General features: G+C 68.0%; 18 protein-coding genes. 8 read left to right on the top strand and 10 right to left on the bottom strand.

Annotated elements, in window-relative coordinates:
* Positions 1–196 precede the first annotated feature (196 nt).
* The 5 genes from ABE472_RS04600 (at position 197) to hemF (ending at position 6,273) form a co-directional block, all read left to right on the top strand.
* The gene (locus tag ABE472_RS04600) at positions 197–2,563 is read left to right on the top strand and encodes a S9 family peptidase (protein ID WP_346465659.1); all 2,367 of its coding nucleotides are present in this window, start codon (positions 197–199) and stop codon (positions 2,561–2,563) included.
* Positions 2,564–2,591: 28 nt separating this feature from the next.
* Positions 2,592–3,011, top strand: a complete 420-nt coding sequence (locus ABE472_RS04595; RefSeq protein WP_313212585.1) for an NUDIX domain-containing protein — start codon at positions 2,592–2,594, stop codon at positions 3,009–3,011.
* 123 nt (positions 3,012–3,134) lie between these two features.
* On the top strand, positions 3,135–3,641 hold the full coding sequence (locus ABE472_RS04590) for a hypothetical protein (protein ID WP_346465658.1): 507 nt from the start codon (positions 3,135–3,137) through the stop codon (positions 3,639–3,641).
* A gap of 51 nt (positions 3,642–3,692) precedes the next feature.
* The gene (locus tag ABE472_RS04585; protein ID WP_346464257.1) at positions 3,693–5,324 is read left to right on the top strand and encodes a hypothetical protein; all 1,632 of its coding nucleotides are present in this window, start codon (positions 3,693–3,695) and stop codon (positions 5,322–5,324) included.
* A 52-nt stretch (positions 5,325–5,376) separates the two neighbouring features.
* Positions 5,377–6,273 carry an oxygen-dependent coproporphyrinogen oxidase gene (hemF, locus tag ABE472_RS04580; protein WP_313212573.1) on the top strand — a complete coding sequence of 299 codons (897 nt, stop codon included), beginning with the start codon at positions 5,377–5,379 and terminating at the stop codon, positions 6,271–6,273.
* An 87-nt stretch (positions 6,274–6,360) separates the two neighbouring features.
* Here the strand turns inward: hemF and ABE472_RS04575 are convergent, their stop codons facing one another.
* Positions 6,361–6,837, bottom strand: coding sequence for a YetF domain-containing protein (locus ABE472_RS04575; RefSeq protein WP_313212574.1), 477 nt, complete (start codon positions 6,835–6,837; stop codon positions 6,361–6,363).
* 375 nt (positions 6,838–7,212) lie between these two features.
* Positions 7,213–9,984, bottom strand: a complete 2,772-nt coding sequence (polA, locus tag ABE472_RS04570) for a DNA polymerase I (protein ID WP_346465656.1) — start codon at positions 9,982–9,984, stop codon at positions 7,213–7,215.
* 97 nt (positions 9,985–10,081) lie between these two features.
* Here polA and ABE472_RS04565 point away from each other — a divergent pair, with 97 nt between their 5' ends.
* Positions 10,082–10,363: a DUF2782 domain-containing protein gene (locus ABE472_RS04565; protein ID WP_070470027.1), complete on the top strand. Its 282-nt coding sequence runs from the start codon at positions 10,082–10,084 to the stop codon at positions 10,361–10,363.
* A gap of 83 nt (positions 10,364–10,446) precedes the next feature.
* Complete coding sequence (locus tag ABE472_RS04560) at positions 10,447–10,686, top strand: hypothetical protein (RefSeq protein ID WP_121040913.1); 240 nt, start codon at positions 10,447–10,449, stop codon at positions 10,684–10,686.
* 50 nt (positions 10,687–10,736) lie between these two features.
* On the opposite strand, the gene ABE472_RS04555 is transcribed toward ABE472_RS04560, so the two are convergent.
* The 3 genes from ABE472_RS04555 to ABE472_RS04545 all read right to left on the bottom strand — a co-directional run bounded on the left by ABE472_RS04555 (position 10,737) and on the right by ABE472_RS04545 (position 12,135).
* Positions 10,737–11,183, bottom strand: a complete 447-nt coding sequence (locus tag ABE472_RS04555; RefSeq protein ID WP_313212577.1) for a universal stress protein — start codon at positions 11,181–11,183, stop codon at positions 10,737–10,739.
* 75 nt (positions 11,184–11,258) lie between these two features.
* Positions 11,259–11,828, bottom strand: coding sequence for a sugar O-acetyltransferase (locus ABE472_RS04550; protein WP_346465654.1), 570 nt, complete (start codon positions 11,826–11,828; stop codon positions 11,259–11,261).
* Between the two features lie 49 nt (positions 11,829–11,877).
* Positions 11,878–12,135 carry a hypothetical protein gene (locus tag ABE472_RS04545; protein WP_313212579.1) on the bottom strand — a complete coding sequence of 86 codons (258 nt, stop codon included), beginning with the start codon at positions 12,133–12,135 and terminating at the stop codon, positions 11,878–11,880.
* Between the two features lie 223 nt (positions 12,136–12,358).
* Here ABE472_RS04545 and ABE472_RS04540 point away from each other — a divergent pair, with 223 nt between their 5' ends.
* Positions 12,359–13,090, top strand: coding sequence for a ThuA domain-containing protein (locus tag ABE472_RS04540; RefSeq protein ID WP_346465652.1), 732 nt, complete (start codon positions 12,359–12,361; stop codon positions 13,088–13,090).
* On the opposite strand, the gene ABE472_RS04535 is transcribed toward ABE472_RS04540, so the two are convergent.
* From ABE472_RS04535 to cls, 5 genes are all read right to left on the bottom strand, one after another.
* On the bottom strand, positions 13,091–13,645 hold the full coding sequence (locus ABE472_RS04535) for a hypothetical protein (RefSeq protein ID WP_346465651.1): 555 nt from the start codon (positions 13,643–13,645) through the stop codon (positions 13,091–13,093). It lies immediately after the preceding gene.
* A gap of 258 nt (positions 13,646–13,903) precedes the next feature.
* Entirely contained in the window at positions 13,904–16,093 is a 2,190-nt protein-coding gene (gene uvrD / locus ABE472_RS04530; RefSeq protein ID WP_313212581.1) for a DNA helicase II, read from the bottom strand.
* Between the two features lie 34 nt (positions 16,094–16,127).
* On the bottom strand, positions 16,128–17,129 hold the full coding sequence (bla, locus tag ABE472_RS04525) for a subclass B3 metallo-beta-lactamase (protein ID WP_346465648.1): 1,002 nt from the start codon (positions 17,127–17,129) through the stop codon (positions 16,128–16,130).
* Positions 17,130–17,254: 125 nt separating this feature from the next.
* Positions 17,255–18,637 carry an FAD/NAD(P)-binding protein gene (locus ABE472_RS04520; protein WP_346465646.1) on the bottom strand — a complete coding sequence of 461 codons (1,383 nt, stop codon included), beginning with the start codon at positions 18,635–18,637 and terminating at the stop codon, positions 17,255–17,257.
* Positions 18,638–18,691: 54 nt separating this feature from the next.
* Positions 18,692–20,110 (bottom strand): cardiolipin synthase, encoded by a 1,419-nt coding sequence (cls, locus tag ABE472_RS04515; RefSeq protein ID WP_313212587.1) that lies wholly within the window; start codon positions 20,108–20,110, stop codon positions 18,692–18,694.
* Between the last annotated feature and the right edge of the window lie 146 nt (positions 20,111–20,256).

The following is a 20,256-nucleotide window of genomic DNA, read 5'->3' as shown; positions in this document are numbered from 1 at the left end:
GGCGAAATAAAGGAGGAGGGGTCGGCCGCAGGCCGACGCCGGGGGACATTCGCCGGAAAGGGTATGGGGCCCCAGCGCCCAACCCACCGACCACCGCTTGCCTTCCGCGCGAGCGCACGCCCATGACCTGTGGCCCCTTCCTGCGGTCCTTGCGGCTGCTACGCTTGCCGGGTTTTCTACTACGGTGCCGCCCGCAATGCCCAGAACGCTGCCTTTGTCCCTGCTGCTGCTCGCCGCCCTCGGCGGGACCGCCCACGCGGCGCCCACGCCGATCACCATCGAGCAGGCCATGGCCGACCCCGACTGGATCGGCCCGCCGGTCGAAAGCGCGTGGTGGTCCTGGAACAGCCAGCAGGTCGAGTACCAGCTCAAGCGCAACGGCAGCCCGGTGCGCGACACCTTCCGCCAGCCGGTGGCCGGCGGCGTGGCCGCACAGGTTGGCGATGACCAGCGCGGCACCCTGGATGTGGACAGCCCGGTCTACGACAGCGCGCGCCAGCGCTCGGCCTTCGTGCGCAATGGCGATGTGTTCGTGCGCGACCTGCGCAGCGGCGCGCTGACCCAGCTGACCCGCAGCACCGAGAAGTCCGGCGCGGTCAATTTCGCCCGCGACGGCGGCGTGATCTGGCGCACCGGCCAGAACTGGTTCCATTGGACCGCCGCCGCCGGCGTGCAGCAGGTCGCCAGCCTGAAGGCCGAGAAGAATCCGGACGACGCGCCCAAGGCCGATACCCTGCGCGAGCAGCAGCTGCGCACCCTGGCCACGCTGCGTAACGATCGCGCCCAGCGCGAGGCACTCAAGGCGCAGGAAGCCAGCTGGCGTCGCGCCGATGGCACCCGCGCACCGGGCCCGGTGTATCTGGGCGCGGATGTGGAGATCGTCGACAGTGTGCTCTCGCCGGATGCGCGCACGCTGATCGTGGTCACCAAGCCGAAGAGCTTCGATGAAGGCCGCGGCGGCAAGATGCCCAAGTACGTGACCGAGTCGGGTTACGAAGAGTTCGAAGAGACCCGCACCCGCGTGGGCCGCAACGATCCGGAGCCGAACGCGCTGTGGCTGGTCGATGCCGTCGCCGGCACGGTCAAGCCGCTGTCGCTGGACGGCCTGCCGGGCATCGGCACCGACCCGCTGGCCGCGCTGCGCAAGGCCGCCGGCAAGGACGCCCTGAAGGGCAACCGCCCGGTGGAAGTACTCGGTGGCCCCGGCACGCCCGGCATCCGCTGGAGCGCCGATGGCCAGCAGGCCGCGATCATGCTGCGCGCCAACGACAACAAGGACCGCTGGATCGCCAGCGTGACCCCGGCCAGCGCCAAGCTGGAGACGCGTCATCGCCTGACCGACAGCGCCTGGATCAACTGGAGCTTCAACGATTTCGGCTGGTCCAACGACAACCGCACGCTGTGGCTGCTGTCCGAAGAATCCGGCTATTCGCACCTGTACACCCAGCAGGGCACGGCCAAGCCTCAGGCACTGACCGGCGGCAAGTGGGAAAGCTCGATGCCGGTGCCCAGCGCCGACGGCCGCGGCTTCTACTTCCTGTGCAACCAGCAGTCGCCGGGCGACTACGAAGTGTGCGCGGTCGACACCGCCAGCAAGCAGGTGCGTGAGCTGACCTCGCTCAACGGCGTGGAAGACTTCTCGCTGTCCCCGGATGGCCAGCAGCTGCTGGTGCGTTACTCCGGCGCCTACCTGCCGACCCAGCTGGCCGTGGTGCCCGCTGCCGGTGGCCAGGCCAAGGTGCTGACCGACACCCGCACGGCCGAGTTCAAGGCGCGCGAGTGGATCCAGCCCAAGCTGGTACAGGTGCCGTCCAAGCACGGCGCGGGCGTGGTCTGGGCCAAGTACTACGGACCGGAGACCTTCGAGCCGGGCAAGCAGTACCCGATCGCCATGTTCGTGCACGGCGCCGGCTATCTGCAGAACGTGCACCAGCAGTACCCGGCCTACTTCCGTGAGCAGATGTTCCACAACCTGCTGGTGCAGAAGGGCTACGTGGTGCTGGACATGGATTACCGCGGCAGCGCCGGCTACGGCCGCGACTGGCGCACGGCGATCTACCGCAACATGGGCCACCCGGAACTGGAAGACTACAAGGACGGCCTGGATTGGCTGGTGGCCACCAAGCAGGGCGACCGCGACCACGCCGGCATCTACGGCGGCTCCTACGGCGGCTTCATGACCTTCATGGCGCTGTTCCGCTCGCCGGGCACGTTCAAGGCCGGTGCCGCGCTGCGCCCGGTGGTCGACTGGCACCAGTACAACCACGGCTACACCGCCAACATCCTCAATACCCCGGACATCGACCCGGAGGCGTACCGCAAATCGTCGCCGATCGAGTACGCCGACGGGCTGCAGGACCACCTGCTGATCGCGCACGGGATGATGGATGACAACGTGTTCTTCCAGGATTCGGTCAACCTCACCCAGAAGCTGATCGAACTGCACAAGGACAACTGGTCGATCGCGCCGTACCCGCTGGAACGCCACGGCTATGTGCGTGCCGATTCCTGGCTGGACCAGTACAAGCGCATCCTCAAGCTGTTCGAAGAGAACCTGAAGTAATCCAGCGATGACGTCGGTGCCCACTGACGTGCAGCACGCCGCGGCGACGATCGATATCGTCGCCGCGGTCGTTTTCGATCCCGACGGCCGCGTACTGGTGGTGCGCAAGCACGGCTCGGACACCTTCATCCAGCCCGGCGGCAAACCCGAGCCCGGCGAAGCGCCCTTGGCCGCGCTGGCGCGCGAGCTGGAAGAAGAACTCGGGGTCACGGTGGACCCCGCCAGTGCCGTGCCGTTGGGCCGGTTCGAGGCCTGGGCGGTGCACGAAGCCGGACACCGCGTACGGGCCCACGCCTATCTGGTGACGGTGACCGGTTCGCCCCGCGCACAGGCGGAAATCGCCGAACTGGCCTGGGTGCCGCTGCGCCCGCCGCATGGCGTTTGCTTGGCACCGCTGAGCGCAGACCATATCCTGCCCGCGGCCGCGAACGCGGTGGCTGGGACCTAGACGTCGCGGCCTGCCCAACCAGGACACCGGATGTCAGCCTCGCTTCCCCCGCAATTGCCTTCCTGCACGCCCCGCCCCAGCAGGGAGGGTGCGCCTGCGTTTCTCGCCCCCCTGCTCAAGTCCGTGCTGCTGGTCTGCCTGGTCACGGCCGCGATGTGGGGGGTACTGGCCCTGATTGCGATACCTCTGTCGGGCTCGGAGGCGCTGCAGGCGCTGCTGGCCGATGAGGACCTGCACTGGCTGCCTGGCTCGCTGCGCTGGCTGCTCACCCACCCGGTGCTGGCCAACGTGCTGCTGTGCGTGTCGAGCCTCTTGGGCGTTGCCGCATGCTGGGGCATGCTGCGTCGCTGGCGCTGGGCATGGGCACTGTTCATCGTGCTGCTGGCGGTCACCGCCGTGCTCAACGTGGTCGCCGCGTGGCTGCTGGACGATGCGTTCCGCCACCTGCTGGCGCAGATACCCGGTGACACCCTGTCGATCGAACTGCTCAAGCTGCGCAGTGAGCTGCGCGTACAGCGCGTGATCTGCAGCGGCCTCGCCGGCGTGACCGCACTGGCGTTCGCGGTGCTGCAGGGCTGGCTGATCGTGCGCCTGTGCGCGGCCGATGTACGTGCGCTGTTCCGCCGCTGACCTGTTTCCCGCAGCGCCACGGTGCGCTGCACGACCTGCAAGGATGATCGTGTGACTGTTTCCCTCCCCCTTCTGCGCCGCCACGGCTGGCGCGCGACCCTGTTCACCCTGCTCACGGCGGTCAGCCTGCCGGCGGCGGCCCAGGCCATGGTCTGTGGCACGTTCGTTGCCAAGGACAGCGGCACCACGTTGACCCTGCACAGTGCGAACGAGGGGGTGCGGCAGATTCCCGGCCAAGCGCCCGAGCCTTACCTCCTCAGCCGCCTCGGCGACGAGCTGAAGCTGGCCGACCTGGACAACGGCGGCGTCAGCTCGCTGAACGTGCAGGAGGGCGGTCGCCTGCTCAGTGACCGCTTCAACGACTACCGCTTGCAGAAGGCGGCCACCTGCCGCCGCGCGACGGTCTTTCCGGCGGCATCGTGCCGGGCCGAGATCGGCACCTGCCTGAACGACACGCTCTTCGCCAGCAACGACCGCCTGCGTCAATGGTGTCGGGAGGATGTGCCGGCCGCCTGCAAGCGCCTGCTGGCCAACTTCCAGACCGAAGCGCGCGAGGCCAGGACGCTGGCGGCGACCCGGGACGATGCGCCGGAGCTGCCCGAGCCGGAGGTCTGCAAACCTGCGTCCACGCAGTACGACCAGGCTGCCTGTCTGGAGGCCGCGCGCGACGCGATGGGGCAAGCGCTGGCCAAGGCGCTGCTTGGCGGGCTCAGCGCAGCCAAGGCGTCACCGCTGCCGGCCATACAGCTCGATGAGATCACCACCCTGTGCCGGGCACAGACCGGCGGCACGTTCTGCGCCAACGCTGCCGAGGCGTTGTGGGACGCCGGCCGCCTGATCCCGGCCCGCGATGCACTGCAGCGGGCGTGCACCCTGGGCAAGGACCCGCGCGCCTGCGAGCGTGCGGCGCCGCTGGCCACGCTGGAGGCCAAGGCACTGACCCCGGTGGCAGCCACCGCCCTGCCCTGCGGCAGCTATGTCGCCAGCCAGGGCCTGATGGACCATCTGCCGTTCGGCGATGGCGGCATGCTCGACAGCGGCTTCGGCGGCAAGCTGCGCGCGCGGCTGGTCGATGGCGACATCCGTGTGCGCCATGACCAGGGCGACGACTTCGTGTTCAAGCGCCTGGCCAACGGCAACCTGATCGGCATGGACAGCTGGAACCGCTTCAGCTATTACGAGCGCACCGGCGAGGCGCAGCAGTGCAGCGCGCCGGTGGTCTTCGTCGAAACCCCGCTGCCGCAGGATTGCCCGACCTTGGGCCGCGAGGGCGGTGCGCAGGCGTGCTGCGCGGCCGGCAAGCTGCAGGGCTGCAATGCCGCCGGTCACCAGCTGGCGCTGCGCAACCGCTGGGCCGAGGCGGCGCCGTTCTATCTCAAGCTCTGCGCCGCCGGGGTACGCGAGGGCTGCGAGAACCTGGCCAGCGTCTACGAACACACCGGTGACGAGGCGCTGCCCGAGCAGATGGCCTCGATCTGCGCCAAGGATGGAAACGGCACGCACGTGGCCTGCGATGTGCACGCGACCCGCAACTGGGGCCTGATGCGGGTCAGTGCCGGGCTGGAACAGATCGCCGAGCGCATGGCGACCGAGCCCGATGCCGAGGCAGACGACGCCGCACCGGCCGAGGCGCCCGCCGCGGCGAAGAACAGCAAGAGCAGCACCCGCAAAAGCGGTCACTGAGCGCCAGTGAGCACACGCAGGCCGTGCACCGGCCTGCGGTAAAGTAGCGCCCATGAACGACTTCGACCGCGTCCGCGCGTATCTGACCGACCTGCAGGACCGCATCTGTGCGGCGATTGAAACCGCCGACGGCCAGGCCCGCTTCACCGAAGATCTCTGGCAGCGCGCGGAGGGCGGCGGTGGCCGGACCCGCATCCTGCGCGATGGGGCGGTGTTCGAGCAGGCCGGGATCGGGTTCTCCGATGTGGCCGGCACGCGCCTGCCGCCATCGGCCTCGGCGAACCGGCCAGAGTTGGCCGGCGCGTCATGGCGCGCGACCGGCGTCTCGCTGGTCTTCCATCCCGCCAATCCCTACCTGCCGACGACGCACGCCAACGTGCGCTACTTCCGCGCCGAGCGTGATGGCGTGGCGGTGGCCTCGTGGTTCGGAGGCGGCTTTGACCTCACTCCGTTCTACCCCATCGACGAAGACGTGCGGCACTGGCACCAGGTTGCGCACGATCTGTGCGCGCCCTTCGGCGAAGAGCGCTATGCGGCGCACAAGCGCTGGTGCGATGAGTATTTCTTCCTGCGCCACCGCAATGAAACGCGCGGCGTGGGCGGGTTGTTCTTCGACGACCTGCATGGCGACTTCGAGCGCGATTTTGCGTATCTGCGGGCGGTCGGCGATGGTTTCCTGGATGCCTATCTGCCGCTGGTCGAGCGCCGCAAGGACACGCCGTATGGCGAGCGCGAACGCGAGTTCCAGCTTTACCGCCGTGGCCGCTACGTGGAGTTCAACCTGGTCTATGACCGCGGCACGCTGTTCGGCCTGCAGAGCGGCGGGCGCAGCGAGAGCATCCTGATGAGCCTGCCCCCGCGCGTGCGCTGGGAATACGGTTTCCAACCTGAAACCGGCAGCGACGAAGCCCGCCTGGCCGACTACCTGGTTCCGCGCGACTGGGTGTAACCCAGCGCGCCACCGCATGGGCCGGCATGGATTTCGCATGCGGTGCATGGGTGGCACCCGTCGGGTAGAGCCACCCATGGGGTGGCTCTACGCCTTCTTCGGCACGATGGTGATGTGCCCGTTGATCTCCAGCACCGCCAGGGCGACATCGTCGATGGACAGGCAGCCCTGCTGACGCATCGCTGCGTCCAGATCGGCCGGGGTCACGAGCTCGCGCTTGAGCACGGAATCGAGCACCTTGCCATCACGGGCGATCAGGATCGGCTCGCCTTCGACCAGCGTTTCCACGCGCCGACTGCGCGTGCTGAGCCAGCCCACGCCGTAGTTGATCGAGATCAGGGTCGCCGCCAGCAGCAGGCCGCCGCCCAGGGAGGTGTCTTCGCCGAGCAGCGCGTTCTGCACCGCGTTGCCGAGCAGCACGATCAGCAAGACATCGAACGGGGTGATCTGGCCCAGCGCGCGCTTGCCGGAGAGCCGGACCATGCCCAGTACCACCGCGTACACCACCACCGCGCGCAGGATGAATTCCCACCACGGCATGGCCAATGCAAACAGGTCGCTCATGCGGTTCTCCCCGGGTCCAGCCCACAGCATGGGCCGCGCGCAGGGCAAACGGCAATCGGCAGCGCGGGGTCTCTCGTGCGGCGGGCCGCGCGGGGTTTTCGGCGCCACAAATAAAAAGCCCCGCCAACCAGGGGGAGGTTAGCGGGGCCGGGGAACGGGTGCTTGGGGAGGAGCCCCCGTTCCGAGATCTGCTCCAGGGGATGGGAGAGATCCACAACAGGCATTGCGCCTGTCGAGGTCTATCAAAGCACTCCGAACATTGATAGTTCGTGAAGGGGCCCAATTAATTCGGGCCTCCTCCCAGAAACATTCATCCAACAGTCAGATTATCGTGGCGTACTGAACCAATTCAGCCTTTTGACTGTGATTCAGGCCTCAATGGGCCTCATCCCAGTTGTCGCCCACGCCCGCATCCACCACCAGCGGTACACGCAGTTCGGCGGCCGAGGACATCAGTTCCACGACTTTCAAACGCAAGGTATCGAGGAAACTACTTTCGGTTTCAAAGACCAGTTCATCGTGCACCTGCAGAATCATCTTGGCCTGGTCGCCGTGATCCTCCAGCCAGCTGTCCACCTTGACCATGGCGCGCTTGATGATGTCCGCCGCGGTGCCCTGCATCGGGGCATTGATCGCGGCCCGTTCAGCACCGGCGCGCAGGCCCTGGTTGCGGGCGTTGATGTCGTTCAGGTACAGACGGCGGCCGAACAGGGTTTCCACATAGCCCTGGTCGCGGGCCTGCTGGCGCATCCGCTCCATGAAATCGCGCACGCCCGGGTAGCGGCTGAAGTACAGCGCCACGTAATCCTGGGCCTGGCCGCGGTCGATGCCCAGGTTGCGGGCCAGGCCGAACGCGCTCATGCCGTACATCAGGCCGAAGTTGATCGCCTTGGCGGCCCGGCGCTCGTTGGAGGTCACCTCTTCCAGGCGGCGGCTGAAGACTTCCGCCGCCGTCGCCCGGTGCACGTCCACGCCCTGCTCGAAGGCCCGCACCAGGCCGGGGTCCTCGGAGAGGTGGGCCATGATCCGCAGTTCGATCTGCGAGTAATCGCAGGCCAGGATCTTGCGGCCCGGCGGGGCCACGAAGGCGCGGCGGATGCGGCGGCCATCCTCGGTGCGGATCGGGATGTTCTGCAGGTTCGGGTCGGACGAGGACAGCCGACCGGTGGCGGCGCCGGACTGGTGGTAGCTGGTGTGTACCCGCCCGGTGTCCTGGTTGATCATCTCCGGCAGCTTGTCGGTGTAGGTGCTGCGCAGCTTGGCCAGCCCGCGGTACTCCAGGATCACCCGCGGCAGTTCATGCTGCTCGGCGATCGCCTCCAGCGCCTCTTCGTTGGTGCTGGGCTGGCCCTTGGGGGTCTTCACCAGTGCCGGCAGCTGCAGTTCGTCGAACAGCACGGCCTGCAGCTGCTTGGGCGAATCCAGGTTGAAGGTGCGCCCGGCCAGCTCGGTGGCCTTCTGCTGGGCAGCCAGCATGCGCGAGCCCAGGTCCTGGCTCTGCCGGCGCAGTTCGGCCATGTCGATGTGCACGCCATTGGCTTCGATGCGCGTCAGCACCGGCACCAGCGGCATCTCGATGTCGCGGTAGACGCTGTCCAGCGAGGGCGTGGCCTGTAGTTGTGGCTGCAGGGCGTGGTGCAGGCGCAGGGTCACGTCGGCATCTTCGGCGGCGTAGCGGCAGGCTTCGTCCAGGCCCACCTGCGAGAACGAGATCTGCTTGGCACCCTTGCCGGCCACCTCCTCGAACTTGATCGTGGTGTAGCCCAGGTAGCGCATCGCCAGCGAGTCCATGTCATGGCGCGTGGCGGTGGAATTGAGCACGAAGCTCTCCAGCATGGTGTCGTCGTGGTACCCCTGCAGGTTCACGCCGTGGCGGCGCAGCACGTGCAGGTCGTACTTGCCGTGCTGGCCAAGCTTCTTCTTGGAGGGGTCTTCCAGGGCAGGACGCAGCGCGGCCAGCACCTGCTCGCGTGGCAGCTGGGCCGGCGCGCCGGGGTAATCATGGCCGACCGGGATATAGGCGGCCCGGCCCGGCTCGACCGCCAGGCTGATGCCGACCAGATTGGCGCGCATGGCGTCCAGCGCGTCGGTCTCGGTATCGAACGAGATCAGCTCGGCATCGGCCAGGCGCTGCACCCAGGCGTCGAGCTGCTCGGTGGTCAGCACCATCTCGTACTCGCCGGGGGCGGAGAGCGCCGGGTCGACCGGCACCACCGCCGCCTCCGGCGTGGCACGGGCGTAGCCGGCCGCGGTGCCACGCAGGCTGACCGGGGCCTCGCTGGCAGCGGCCGGGGCCGGCACGGGACCGCCCAGCTCCTTGAGCGCCTGGGTGAAGCCGTAACGCAGGTACAGCTCGCTCAGCGACGGCACGTCCGGCTCGCGCAGTGGCAGGGTCTGCGCCGTTACCTCCAGCGGCACATCGGTGCGGATCGTGACCAGCTCGCGGTTGAGCGGCAGGCGCCCCAGCGCCGCGCGCAGGTTCTCGCCGATCTTGCCCTTCATGGTCGGGGCCGCCGCCATCACCCCATCCAGGTGCTGGTACTCGGCCAGCCACTTGGCGGCGGTCTTGGGACCGCACTTTTCCACGCCGGGCACGTTGTCCACGGCGTCGCCCATCAGTGCCAGCAGGTCGACGATCTGGTCGGCGCGCACGCCGAACTTCTCCATGACCGCCGCGTCCGAATCCATGCGGCTGCCGGTCATGGTGTTGACCAGCTCGATACCCGGGCGGACCAGCTGGGCGAAGTCCTTGTCGCCGGTGGAAATGGTCACCTGCAGGCCATCGCGGTGGCCCTGCAGGGCCAGCGTGCCGATCACATCATCGGCTTCCACGCCGGGGATGCGCAGGATGCTCAGGCCCAGCGCCTCGACGATGCGGCACATCGGCTCGATCTGCGGGCGCAGGTCGTCGGGCATCGGCGGGCGGTTGGCCTTGTAGTCGGCATACAGGTCGTCACGGAAGGTCTTGCCGGGCGCATCGACCACGAAGGCGACGTACTCGGGGCGCTCCTTCAAGGTGGCGCGCAGCATGTTGACCACGCCGAACAGTGCGCCGGTGGGTTCACCGTGTGCGTTGGTCAGCGGCGGAAGCGCGTGGAACGCGCGATACAGGTAACTGGACCCGTCAATCAGGACTAATCGGCTCATGGGGCGATTCTACGCGCCCGGCCCTGACCGTCGTCGGCACCGGCCTCACGATCCATCGGGCATAATCAGGCCCTCTTCGCCCAAGGACTCCCGGCCCATGAAGATTCTGTTGCTCGCAGGCGTGCTCGCGCTGGCCGGCTGTGCCACCGGTGGCGGCGGCAGGCCCCCGGTTGATGTCACTGGTGCCGATGTGGTCAAGACGGTGCAGGACAACGGCGACACCATCGAGGAATACCGGGTGGGCGGCCAGCTGCGGATGGTCAAGGTGACCCCGTCGCGCGGTGCCCCGTTCTACATGTACGACCAGAACGGCGATGGCCGCATGGATAGCGACAAGGACGGCGTCTCGCCGGTGTATTGGAAGCTCTACAGCTGGTGATTCCGGGCGTCGACCGCACTGCCGCCCCGTGACCGCACGGGGCCGGCAAGGCACTGACCCCCGTCCCCGCTTGCCCACGCTCGATGACTACACCCGAACGCCGCCACGATCCAAATCCGGCTGAACTGCGCGCCGGCCTTACTGCAGAGCAACGCCAGGCGGTGGAGACGCTGGAGCATTTCGGCTGGCAGCTGCGCTTCGTGCGCCGCCCGCTGTTCCGCGACCCGATCCCGGTGCTGTTCGACCGCAGCGGCGAGCGTTATGTGGTGCTGCAGCCGGATGGCACGCTGGATGAATCGCAGACGTTGAAACTGCGCGATTGACGGGCACTGAGGGGCACTGCCGGCCAGCGGCCGGCACTACCGCTTCTCCGTTATCGGATGACCAGCACCGGTACCGTGCTGCGTGCCAGCACTTCGGCGGTCTGGCTGCCGAGCAGCACGCGGGTCACACCACGGCGGCCATGCGAGGTCATCACGATCAGGTCGCTGCCGCGCTCGGTGGCGGTATCGATGATGCCGTCGGCGGCATAGCGGTCCAGCACATGCACGGTTTCAGTGCGCAGGCCCTGCGCCTCTGCGGCGGCCTTGGCCGGCTGCAGCACCTTCTGCGCGGTCTCTTCGCGATCGGCTTTGTATTCGGGCGTGTTCATGTAGCCCACGCTCCAGCCCATCGCGTCGTACATACCGACGGCCCATGGCTCGGAGACGGTCACGATATCGACCTCGGCATCGAGGTCCTTGGCCAGCTCCAGGCCCTTGGCCAGGCCTTTCTCGGCCAGCTCCGAACCATCGGTGGCAATCAGGATGCGCTTGTACATGGCAGAGCTCCTTGGGGTGGGCAATGGGAACATCACCATTGCACACCCGGTGTGGACGCAGTGCCTTGAGCTGGATCAATCGCCGTGGCCGCGGGCAGGCACCGCCCGCGCCGGATTGCCCACCACGGTCGCGCCCGCAGGCACGTCGCGGGTGACCACACTGCCCGCGCCCACCACCGCGTCATCGCCGATGGTGACGCCGGGCAGCACGATCGCGCCGCCCCCGATCCAGACATTGCGCCCGATCCGGATCGGCCTGGCCGACTCCAGGCCTTCCGCCCGCGCCTGGGGATCACGCGGATGGTCGGCGGCGTAGAGCTGCACTGACGGACCGATCTGGGTGCCATCGCCGATGCTGACCTCGGCCACGTCCAGGATCACGCAGTTGTAGTTGAGGAACACGCCCTGCCCCAGGCGGATGTTGTAGCCGTAGTCGCAATGGAATGGCGGCCGGATCACCGCGCCTTCGCCGACCGCGCCGAGCTGCTCGCGCAACAGCGCGCGGCGCACGGCCGGGCTTTCGGCCAGGGCGGCGTTGTAGCGGACCATCCAGACCTTGGCGGCGGCCATGTCGGCCTGCAGCGCCGGATCACCGGGGCGGTAGGGCAGCCCGGACAGCATCTTTTCTTTTTCGCTCGGACCCATGTGGCCTCCCTCAGACAGAGGGTGATGATGCCGGTTGGCCGCTCGCGTGTCAGCGCGTGCCGCGTCGCGTGCCCAGCAGCGCCACCAGTGCGAAGACGATGCCGCTCAGCCAGAACCACAGCGTTGCCTGGCCGATGCACAACCCACTGGGCTGCGGCTGGCAGCGCAGGCGCAGCAGATCGAAGTCGCCGCCGTCGGCCAGGCAGGTCTGCGCGTGCTGGAACAGGGCCAGCACCGGCTCGGCCCAGCCTGCCGACCATGTCAGCAGAACCAGTGCAGCAAGCAGATACGGAATTCCCTTGTTCACGAGTGCGCTCCCAGCGGACAGGGGCAGACTCTGGGCGCCGGCCGGGGGAGCGACAAGCGGCACGCGACGAACTGTGTGAAATCCGGGATGAGCCGGGGGCGATCGGGGATGAAGCGAGGCGCCCTGGCCCACCACAACACGGATAGCGCAGGCATGCGCTGCCTGGGATGCCTGTGCTGCAGCGCAGGACGGAGACGGGCAGCGCCCATGACAGACTTCGCGCATGCGCCCTCTGCTCATCGCCCTGCTGTGCTCGCTGGCCCTGCTGCCGCTACCCGGCCTTGCCGCCGCGCCGGGTCCGGACCGCGTGCTGATCTTCAGCCGCACCGCCACGTTCCACCACGACTCGATTCCTGTGGCCGTGGCAACGCTGCGCGAGCTGAGTGCCGAGGCCGGCATGACGGCGGACCCGAGCGACGATCCCCGCGATTTCCGCCCCGACAACCTCGCCCGCTACCGCGCCGTGGTCTTCGCCAATACCACCGGCGACGTACTCGACGCCGCGCAGCAGGCGGCGATGGAACAGTTCATCCGCAACGGCGGCGGCTTCATGGGCGTGCACGCCGCGGCCGACACCGAGTACGACTGGCCGTGGTACGGCGAACTGGTCGGCGCGTGGTTCCACAAGCATCCCAAGGGTCTGCAGGAGACGCTTGTGCAGCCCGAACGTGACGGCAGGCCGTCAGGCCCGGCGTGGCCGATCCGCGATGAGCTTTACAACTACCGGCGCAATCCGCGTGGAATGGTGAAGGTCATCGCGACAGTGGACGAATCGCGTTACGACGGCGGCACCATGGGCGCCGATCATCCCATCGCCTGGTGCCGGCCCTTCGATGGCGGCCGCAGCTGGTACACCGGGCTGGGCCACGACGCGGCGGTGTATGCCGACCCGAATGTGCGGGCGCAGCTGCGCCGTGGCCTGCGCTATGCAGCAGGCCACGCGCCGGACTGCTGATCAGGCGGTACGCACCACGCGCGCGCCTTGGCACAGCGGGTAGCTCGCCAGCAGATCGGCGATGCGCGCGTGCAGGGTGTCGAACGAGGCGCCATACAGATACAGCGCCGTCTCGGTCGGGCCCTGCCACCAGCTGCAGATCTCGCCGTGGCCTTCGATGCGCTCGACGATCTGTTCGAACACATAGTTCGAGTCGCACTGCTCATAGACCTCATCGGGCAGGTCGGTGCCGTTGAGATACAAGGCCAGGCCTTCGGTGACGCCGAACGGTTGATCGGGGGCGCCTTCGCGCTGGATCAGCGAGCCCTTCGGCGCACCCAGCTGCTCCAGCAGCTCGATCACGCCAGGTAGCGCGGCCGGATCGTTCAACGCGATCTCGATATCGCCGTAATCCACTTCGCCTTCTTCGCTCAGCGCGGTGCCACCGCCGGTGATCTCGCCCAGCTCGGCACTGCCCAGCAGCGCATCCAGCGGATCTTCGAACAGCTCATGGCGATGCTCGGGCTGGAGCCTGGCGTTCAATTTGACGGTGAGGTGCAGCGGCGAATCGGTCATGGCGGGGGCCTGCGCGAAAGGAATGCCGCCATTGTAGTGCCGGCCGCTGGCCGGCTCCCGACAAGGTATGCCGCCCATTGCAGTGCCGGCCGCTGGCCGGCTCCCGACAAGGTATGCCGCCCATTGTAGTGCCGGCCGCTGGCCGGCTCCCGACAAAGGATGCCGCCCGTTGCAGTGCCGGCCGCTGGCCGGCTCGCGACAACGCCGCGGCAAGGAGCAGCCGGCCAGCGGCCGGCACTACCGGATCACGAGCGCTGCTCAGAGCACCGTCAAATTGGCATACGCCATCACCAGCCACTTGCTGCCGGCCTCGATGAATTCGACCTGCACGCGGGCGTGCTGGCCGCTGCCTTCGTAGTCGGTGACCATGCCTTCGCCGAACTTGGGATGGTTGACCATCGCGCCCAGCTTGAGTGGCGGTGCTTCCAGCGCCGCGTGGCCCATCACCCGGTTGGCACCGAGCGAGGTGCCACGCGAGACCTGCACCTTCGGGCGCACTTCATTGACCAGCTCACGCGGGATCTCGCGCAGGAAGCGCGAGGGCACGTTGTAGTTGTCTTGGCCATGGATGCGACGTGATTCGGCGTAGCAGAGCACCAGCTTCTGGCGCGCGCGGGTGATGCCCACGTACGCCAGGCGCCGTTCTTCTTCCAGCCGGCCGCTTTCTTCCAGCGAGCGCGCGCTCGGGAACAGGCCGTCTTCCATGCCGGCCAGGAACACCAGCGGGAACTCCAGGCCCTTGGCGGCGTGCAGCGTCATCAACTGCACGCCCTCTTCGCCGGCCTGGGCCTGGCCTTCGCCGGCCTCCAGCGAGGCATAGGCGAGGAAGGCGACCAGCTCGCTCATGTCCTGGGTTTCTTCGACATCGTCTTCGCGACGCACGAAGCGCGAGGCCACCGAGACCAGTTCGTCCAGGTTGTCCGCGCGCGATTCCGAATCCAGCGCGTTGCGACTTTCCTTGGACCAGTGCTCGCGCAGGCCCGAGCGCATCAGCACATGGTCGATGCGTTCGGCGAGGGTCATCGTGTCGGCTTCAGCCTGGAGCTGATTGACCAGCACCAGGAAGCCGGCCAGCGCGTTGCGCGCACGTGCAGCGAGCTCATTGCCCTGGGTGGTCAGCATGGTGGCCTCCCACAGCGAAATCGCGTGGGAACGGGCCAAGCGGCGCACTTCATCCAGGGTGCGGTCGCCGATGCCACGCGTCGGCGTGTTGACCGCGCGCTCGAAGGCCGCGTCATCGTTGCGGTTGGTCATCAACCGCAGGTACGCCAGCGCGTCCTTGATTTCGGCACGCTCGAAGAAGCGCATGCCGCCGTACACGCGGTACGGCACCTGCTCGGAGAGCAGGGATTCTTCGAAGGCACGCGACTGCGCATTGCTGCGGTAGAGCACGGCGACATCGCCGTAGCTGCCGCCATCACGCACCCACTGGCGCGCGCGCTCGACCACGTAACGCGCCTCGTCCATCTCGTTGTAGGCCGCATACAGATCGATCGGATCGCCGTCGCCGCTGTCGGTCCACAACTCTTTGCCGATACGGTCCGGGTTGTGCGCGATCACTGCATTGGCCGCGCCGAGGATATTGGCGGTGGAGCGGTAGTTCTGCTCCAGGCGGACGGTCTGCGCACCCGGGAAATCCTTCAGGAAGCGCTGCACGTTCTCGACCTTGGCGCCGCGCCAGCCATAGATGGCCTGGTCGTCGTCGCCGACCACGAACACGTGGCCGGTATCGCCGGCGAGTACGCGCACGAAGGCGTACTGGATGGCGTTGGTGTCCTGGAACTCGTCCACCAGGATTTCGCGGAAGCGCGAACGGTAGTGAGCCAGCAAGGCCGGGTTGTCGCGCAGCAGTTCATGCGCGCGCAGCAACAGTTCGGCGAAATCGACCAGACCGGCGCGATCGCAGCGCTCCTGGTAGGCGATATACGCCTGGCGCATGGTTTCCAGCCACGCGTCATGCGGCTCGGGCTGGATATGCTGCGGGCGACGGCCCTCGTCCTTCTGCTCGTTGATCCACCAGGCGATCTGCTTCGGCGGGAACTTGCCGTCGTCGATCTCCAGCTGCTGGACCACGCGCTTGACCAGCCGCAGCTGGTCGTCCGAATCCATCACCTGGAAGCTGTCGGGCAGCTTGGCGTCCTGGAAATGCAGGCGCAGCAGGCGATGGGCCAGGCCGTGGAAGGTGCCGATCCAGGCGCCACGGCTGCCCTGCGACAGCTGCAGGTCGATGCGGTGACGCATCTCCCCGGCGGCCTTGTTGGTGAAGGTCACCGCAAAAATGCCATGGGTCGGCACGCCGCAGACTTCATTGAGCCAGGCGATGCGGTGGATAAGCACGCGGGTCTTGCCGGAACCGGCACCGGCAAGCACCAGATGGTGGCCGGGCGGGGCGGACACAGCTTCGCGCTGGGCGGGGTTCAACCCGTCGAGCAAGTGGGAAACATCCATGTCCCCATTTTACGCCCTCTGCACCCTCCCTGCGTCAGGGCGCGCGTCCGGCGGCTTCCTCGGCAAGCCGTGTGTCCAGCTGGGTGTGCCCCATCTGCGCGTAGCGACGGCAGGCGCCTGGCTGGACCAGCGGGGTGGCTGCGTCGCCCTGCAGACGGATGAACAGGTTGCTGCCCAGGGGATGCGGCGTCACATGCACGTCGCAGGGTAGCGCCGCCAGCGTATCCAGACCGCGCCGGAAGGCCTCCACCATCTGCGGGTGATCGAGATAGCGGTACTGGGCATCGGAGATCGCACTCACGCTGTCGGTGTAGGCGATGTCCAGGCAGCGCCCTGCCTCGCAGGACCGCCAGGTCCAACTGGTGCCGCCCGGCGCGTGGCCCGGGGTGGCATGGGCGGTCAGCGCCAGCGGACCGACGCGGACGACCTCGTCGTCGCCGATGGCCATGACCTCGGCCACCGCTGGAAATGCCGAGCCTTCCTCAAGGAACTGCGGATCGCTGCGATCGCTCCGGCCGTTACGCAGGGTGGCCACAGCGGGCGAGCGTGCCAGCAGCGGTGCGCCGGTGGCCGCCTGCAGGTGCGCCAGGCCGGCGGCGTGATCGTAATGCTCGTGCGAGTTCAGCAGATACTTCACGTCCTGCGGATCGAAGCCAAGCGTGCGGATATTGGCCTCGATCAGGGGGCCGGCAGGCGTCGTGCCGCCATCGATCAGCACATGGCCCTGATCGGAGGTCACCAGCACCGCAGCCAGCCCACAGGTGCCGACATACCATGTGTTGCCGAAAATGCGCCGCGGCGGGGCGCGGTCGTTCCATCCCTCCATCACGCTGGCGCCCGCCGGGCAGGCGGGAATGTCGCGCAGTGCGGTGACGGCGACGGGCGCCGCGACCGTCGCATCGGTCGAGGCAGCGGGATCGACCGGGGCGTGGCGCTGGCAGGCGGCCAGAACCAGTGTTGCGCCCAGCACGACGAGCGGGCGCCATGGGGTCGTCGCCGTGACACGGGGGGCGGTCCTGTCGGGACGTAGCGTCATGGTCATTTCCTGTGAGAAAGACACGAGCCTAGTGCCGTCGTCATGCCGCCACCACCGAGCCGTTCGAGGGGAAGGCATGAGGTGTTTGTGTGCCTCGCGCACGGCCGCGAGGCACGGTGTCGCAGTCAGCCCACCGCGCGCAGCGCGGCCTGCTGGGCCTGCATCCGCAACTCGGGAATGGCCAGGCTTTCCCAGAGCGTGCCGATGCGCAGGCTGCCCACCACCAGCACGCGGGTCTGACACTGGCCGTCGGCACCGAGCAGTTCGCCGTTCTCCACCGAGGTATCCAGCCCCAGCCCGTGCGGACCAGGCCGCGCATGCCCATCGGCCAGCAGCTGCTGGATCAGTGGATTGCGCATGCACAGCGCGCGGGTTTCCACGCCGGTGGCATTGATCACCGCGCTGACCGTCAGTGGCGGCAGGCCGCCGGCCGGGCCGTGCCCGTGCAGCTGCAGCCCGCCTTCCTGCACCAGCAGCGTGTCCAGCCGGGCGCGGTGGCGCTGCAGCTGGCCGCTGCGCTCCAGCTCGCTGACCTGGGCATGCACCGATTCGGCGATGCGGTGGCGGTGCACGTCCCAATGGCGCACCACGTGGCGCAGGAAACGACGCTGGTCGGCCTCGCCCAGGCTCAACCACAATGCCTGGCCCATCGGCCGGATGCGGTCCATGACGCTTTGCCAAGGGATGCCCTGCGCCACGGCGGCACGGGCCTGCCCACGCAGTTCACGCACGCGCTGACGCAGCGACATCGTCAACAAGGGCTGCGGATCGAAGGTGACCGCTGCGCCGTGCGCCTGTGGCAATGGCAGCAGCGCATGTCGCGACAGCACGAAGATGCGCCCGCGGTGTCCGGCGGCCGCCAGGGCCACCACGCTGTCGGCCATGCTCAGGCCCGAGCCGATGATGGCCAGATCGTCATCGCCGGCCAGCACGCGCACGCCGTCGTAATCCCAGGCCTCCACCGCCTGCGCCGGCGGCAGGGCATCGGCACCGGGCACCGGCAGTGGTCGCATGCTGTTGCCACAGGCCAGCACCACGCGCTGCGCGCGCCACACCACGTCGTCGTCGAGCCGCAACTGCACACCGTGTTCGGTCGGCTCCAGCGCGAACACTGGCTGCTCGACCACCTCCAGCACTGCCACGCTGCGCTCGCACGCCTGTTCCAGGCGCTCACGCAGGTAGGCGGCGTAATGGCGGCGCGGCACGAACTGGTCCGCCAGCACCTCGCGCGCCACATCGGCAATCGCCTGGCTGTCGATCAGGTAGTCGAGGAAATCCGCAGGCTGATCGGGCAGCGCGCTCATCTTGCCGGCCGGCACGTTGAGCAGGTGCTCGGGCCAAGGCGTGGCGTAGGCGATGCCTTCGGCCAGCGCCGAAGCCGGCTCGAACAGCACGATGCGTGACGGTCGCGCAGCATGGCGCAGGGCCTGCAGGGCAACGAGGACGCCGGCAGCGCCGCCGCCGACGATGGCCAGATCACACTGGCGGTGGGTATCGGACGCAGTCATGCCTCGATTGTAGGCGATGCGCGTGGACCGCCCGTCCACGTGCGTCACAGCGGGCTACATCAAGGCATCGGCCAGCCGTGCGATGCCTTCGCGGCTGCGCTTCCACGCCGGCCGTTGGCGCCACGTCGCCAGATCGAGCTGACGGGACTGCTCGAGATAGTCGGCTTCGATCTGCGCCAGCTGCCGCACCATGCCGGGGTCATAACAGAGCATGCCGATCTCGGCATTGAGCGCGAACGAGCGGATATCCAGGTTGATCGAGCCGACCAGGGCGATGTCTTCATCGACGGTCAGGTGCTTGGCATGCAGGAAATGCGGTTCGTACAGCGCGATGCGCACCCCGCTGCGCAGCAGCTCATCGTAGTAGGCCTCCTGCGCCCAGGAGGTCAGCCGCTGGTTGGTGCTTGCCGACAGGATCAGCTGCACCTGCACGCCGGACAGCGCTGCGATGCGCAGCGCACTCAAGGTCGCTTCATCGGGAACGAAGTACGGCGTGACCAGCACGATGCGCCGGCGCGCCAGATGGATCAGCGCGTTCACCGCATCGCGCGCATTGCTGAAGGGGTATGCCGGGCCACTGGGCAGCAGCTGGGTCGGCACATCGGCCGAGCACACCGGCACGGCGGTGAGCACATCCAGGCGTTGCCCGGTTTCCATGTACCAGTCGCTGGCGAACACCGCTTCCAGGTGCGCCACCACCGGCCCGCGCACGCGCGCGACCAGCTCCTTGTTCGGGAACCCGGCGACGAACTGCGCGCGTGCCAGGTTCTGTGAGCCGATATAGCCGACGCGGTTGTCGATCACCGCGATCTTGCGGTGGTTGCGCAGGTCCATGCGGCCACTGCGCCGCCAGCGCAGACCACCGGGCAGCATCGCGCGCACGTCGACACCTATCGCCTGCAGGCGATGGCGATAGTGGCGCAGCCCACGCTTGGCCCCCACTGCATCGAGCAGCACGCGGCAATGCACACCGCGCGCGGCCGCCCGCTGCAGCGCCTCCACGATGGCCTCGCCGACGGCATCGTCGAACATCAGGTAGTACAGCAGGTGCACGCGCTCACGGGCCTGGTCGATGTCTTCGATCAGGGCCTGCAGCGAGGCGTCGTAGTCATTGAGCAGATCCACCGCGTTGCCGTGGATGGGCATGAAATCGCCCTGGCGCTCGATCAGCGGCACGATCTCGGCGGTGGCCGTCTCCGGCGGCGGCGTCCAGCGCAGCGGCGGCTGCAGCGCCTGCTCCTCGCGGATCACCTGGGAGGCCTCGGCCTGGCGCTGCACGCGCTGGCGCGACAGCCACGGGTGGCCGAACAGCAGATACAGCGGCAGCCCGAGCAGCGGCACGAAGCCGACCAGCAGCAGCCAGCTGCGCGCGGCACCGGGCGTGGTGCGGCTGGGAATCCACAACAGCGCGGCCAGCCGGATCAGCCAATCCAGCATCAACAACCACGAACCCAGCAGCCACTCGAACAGCATCGCGTCGCCCGTCGGGAGGGAAACGCATTCTGCCATGGGCCGCTGCATGCAACCGGTCGTGCCGGCCGCTGGCCGGCGCCACGTATCGCCGGCCCAACAAAAAAACCCGCCACGAGGGCGGGTTTTTCGTCGGGAAGCTCAAGAAC

Origin of the sequence: Stenotrophomonas sp. TWI809 (assembly GCF_039673205.1) — a bacterium.
In the GTDB taxonomy this organism is placed as follows: Bacteria; Pseudomonadota; Gammaproteobacteria; order Xanthomonadales; family Xanthomonadaceae; genus Stenotrophomonas.
This window is presented reverse-complemented; position numbering and strand designations above follow the sequence as displayed.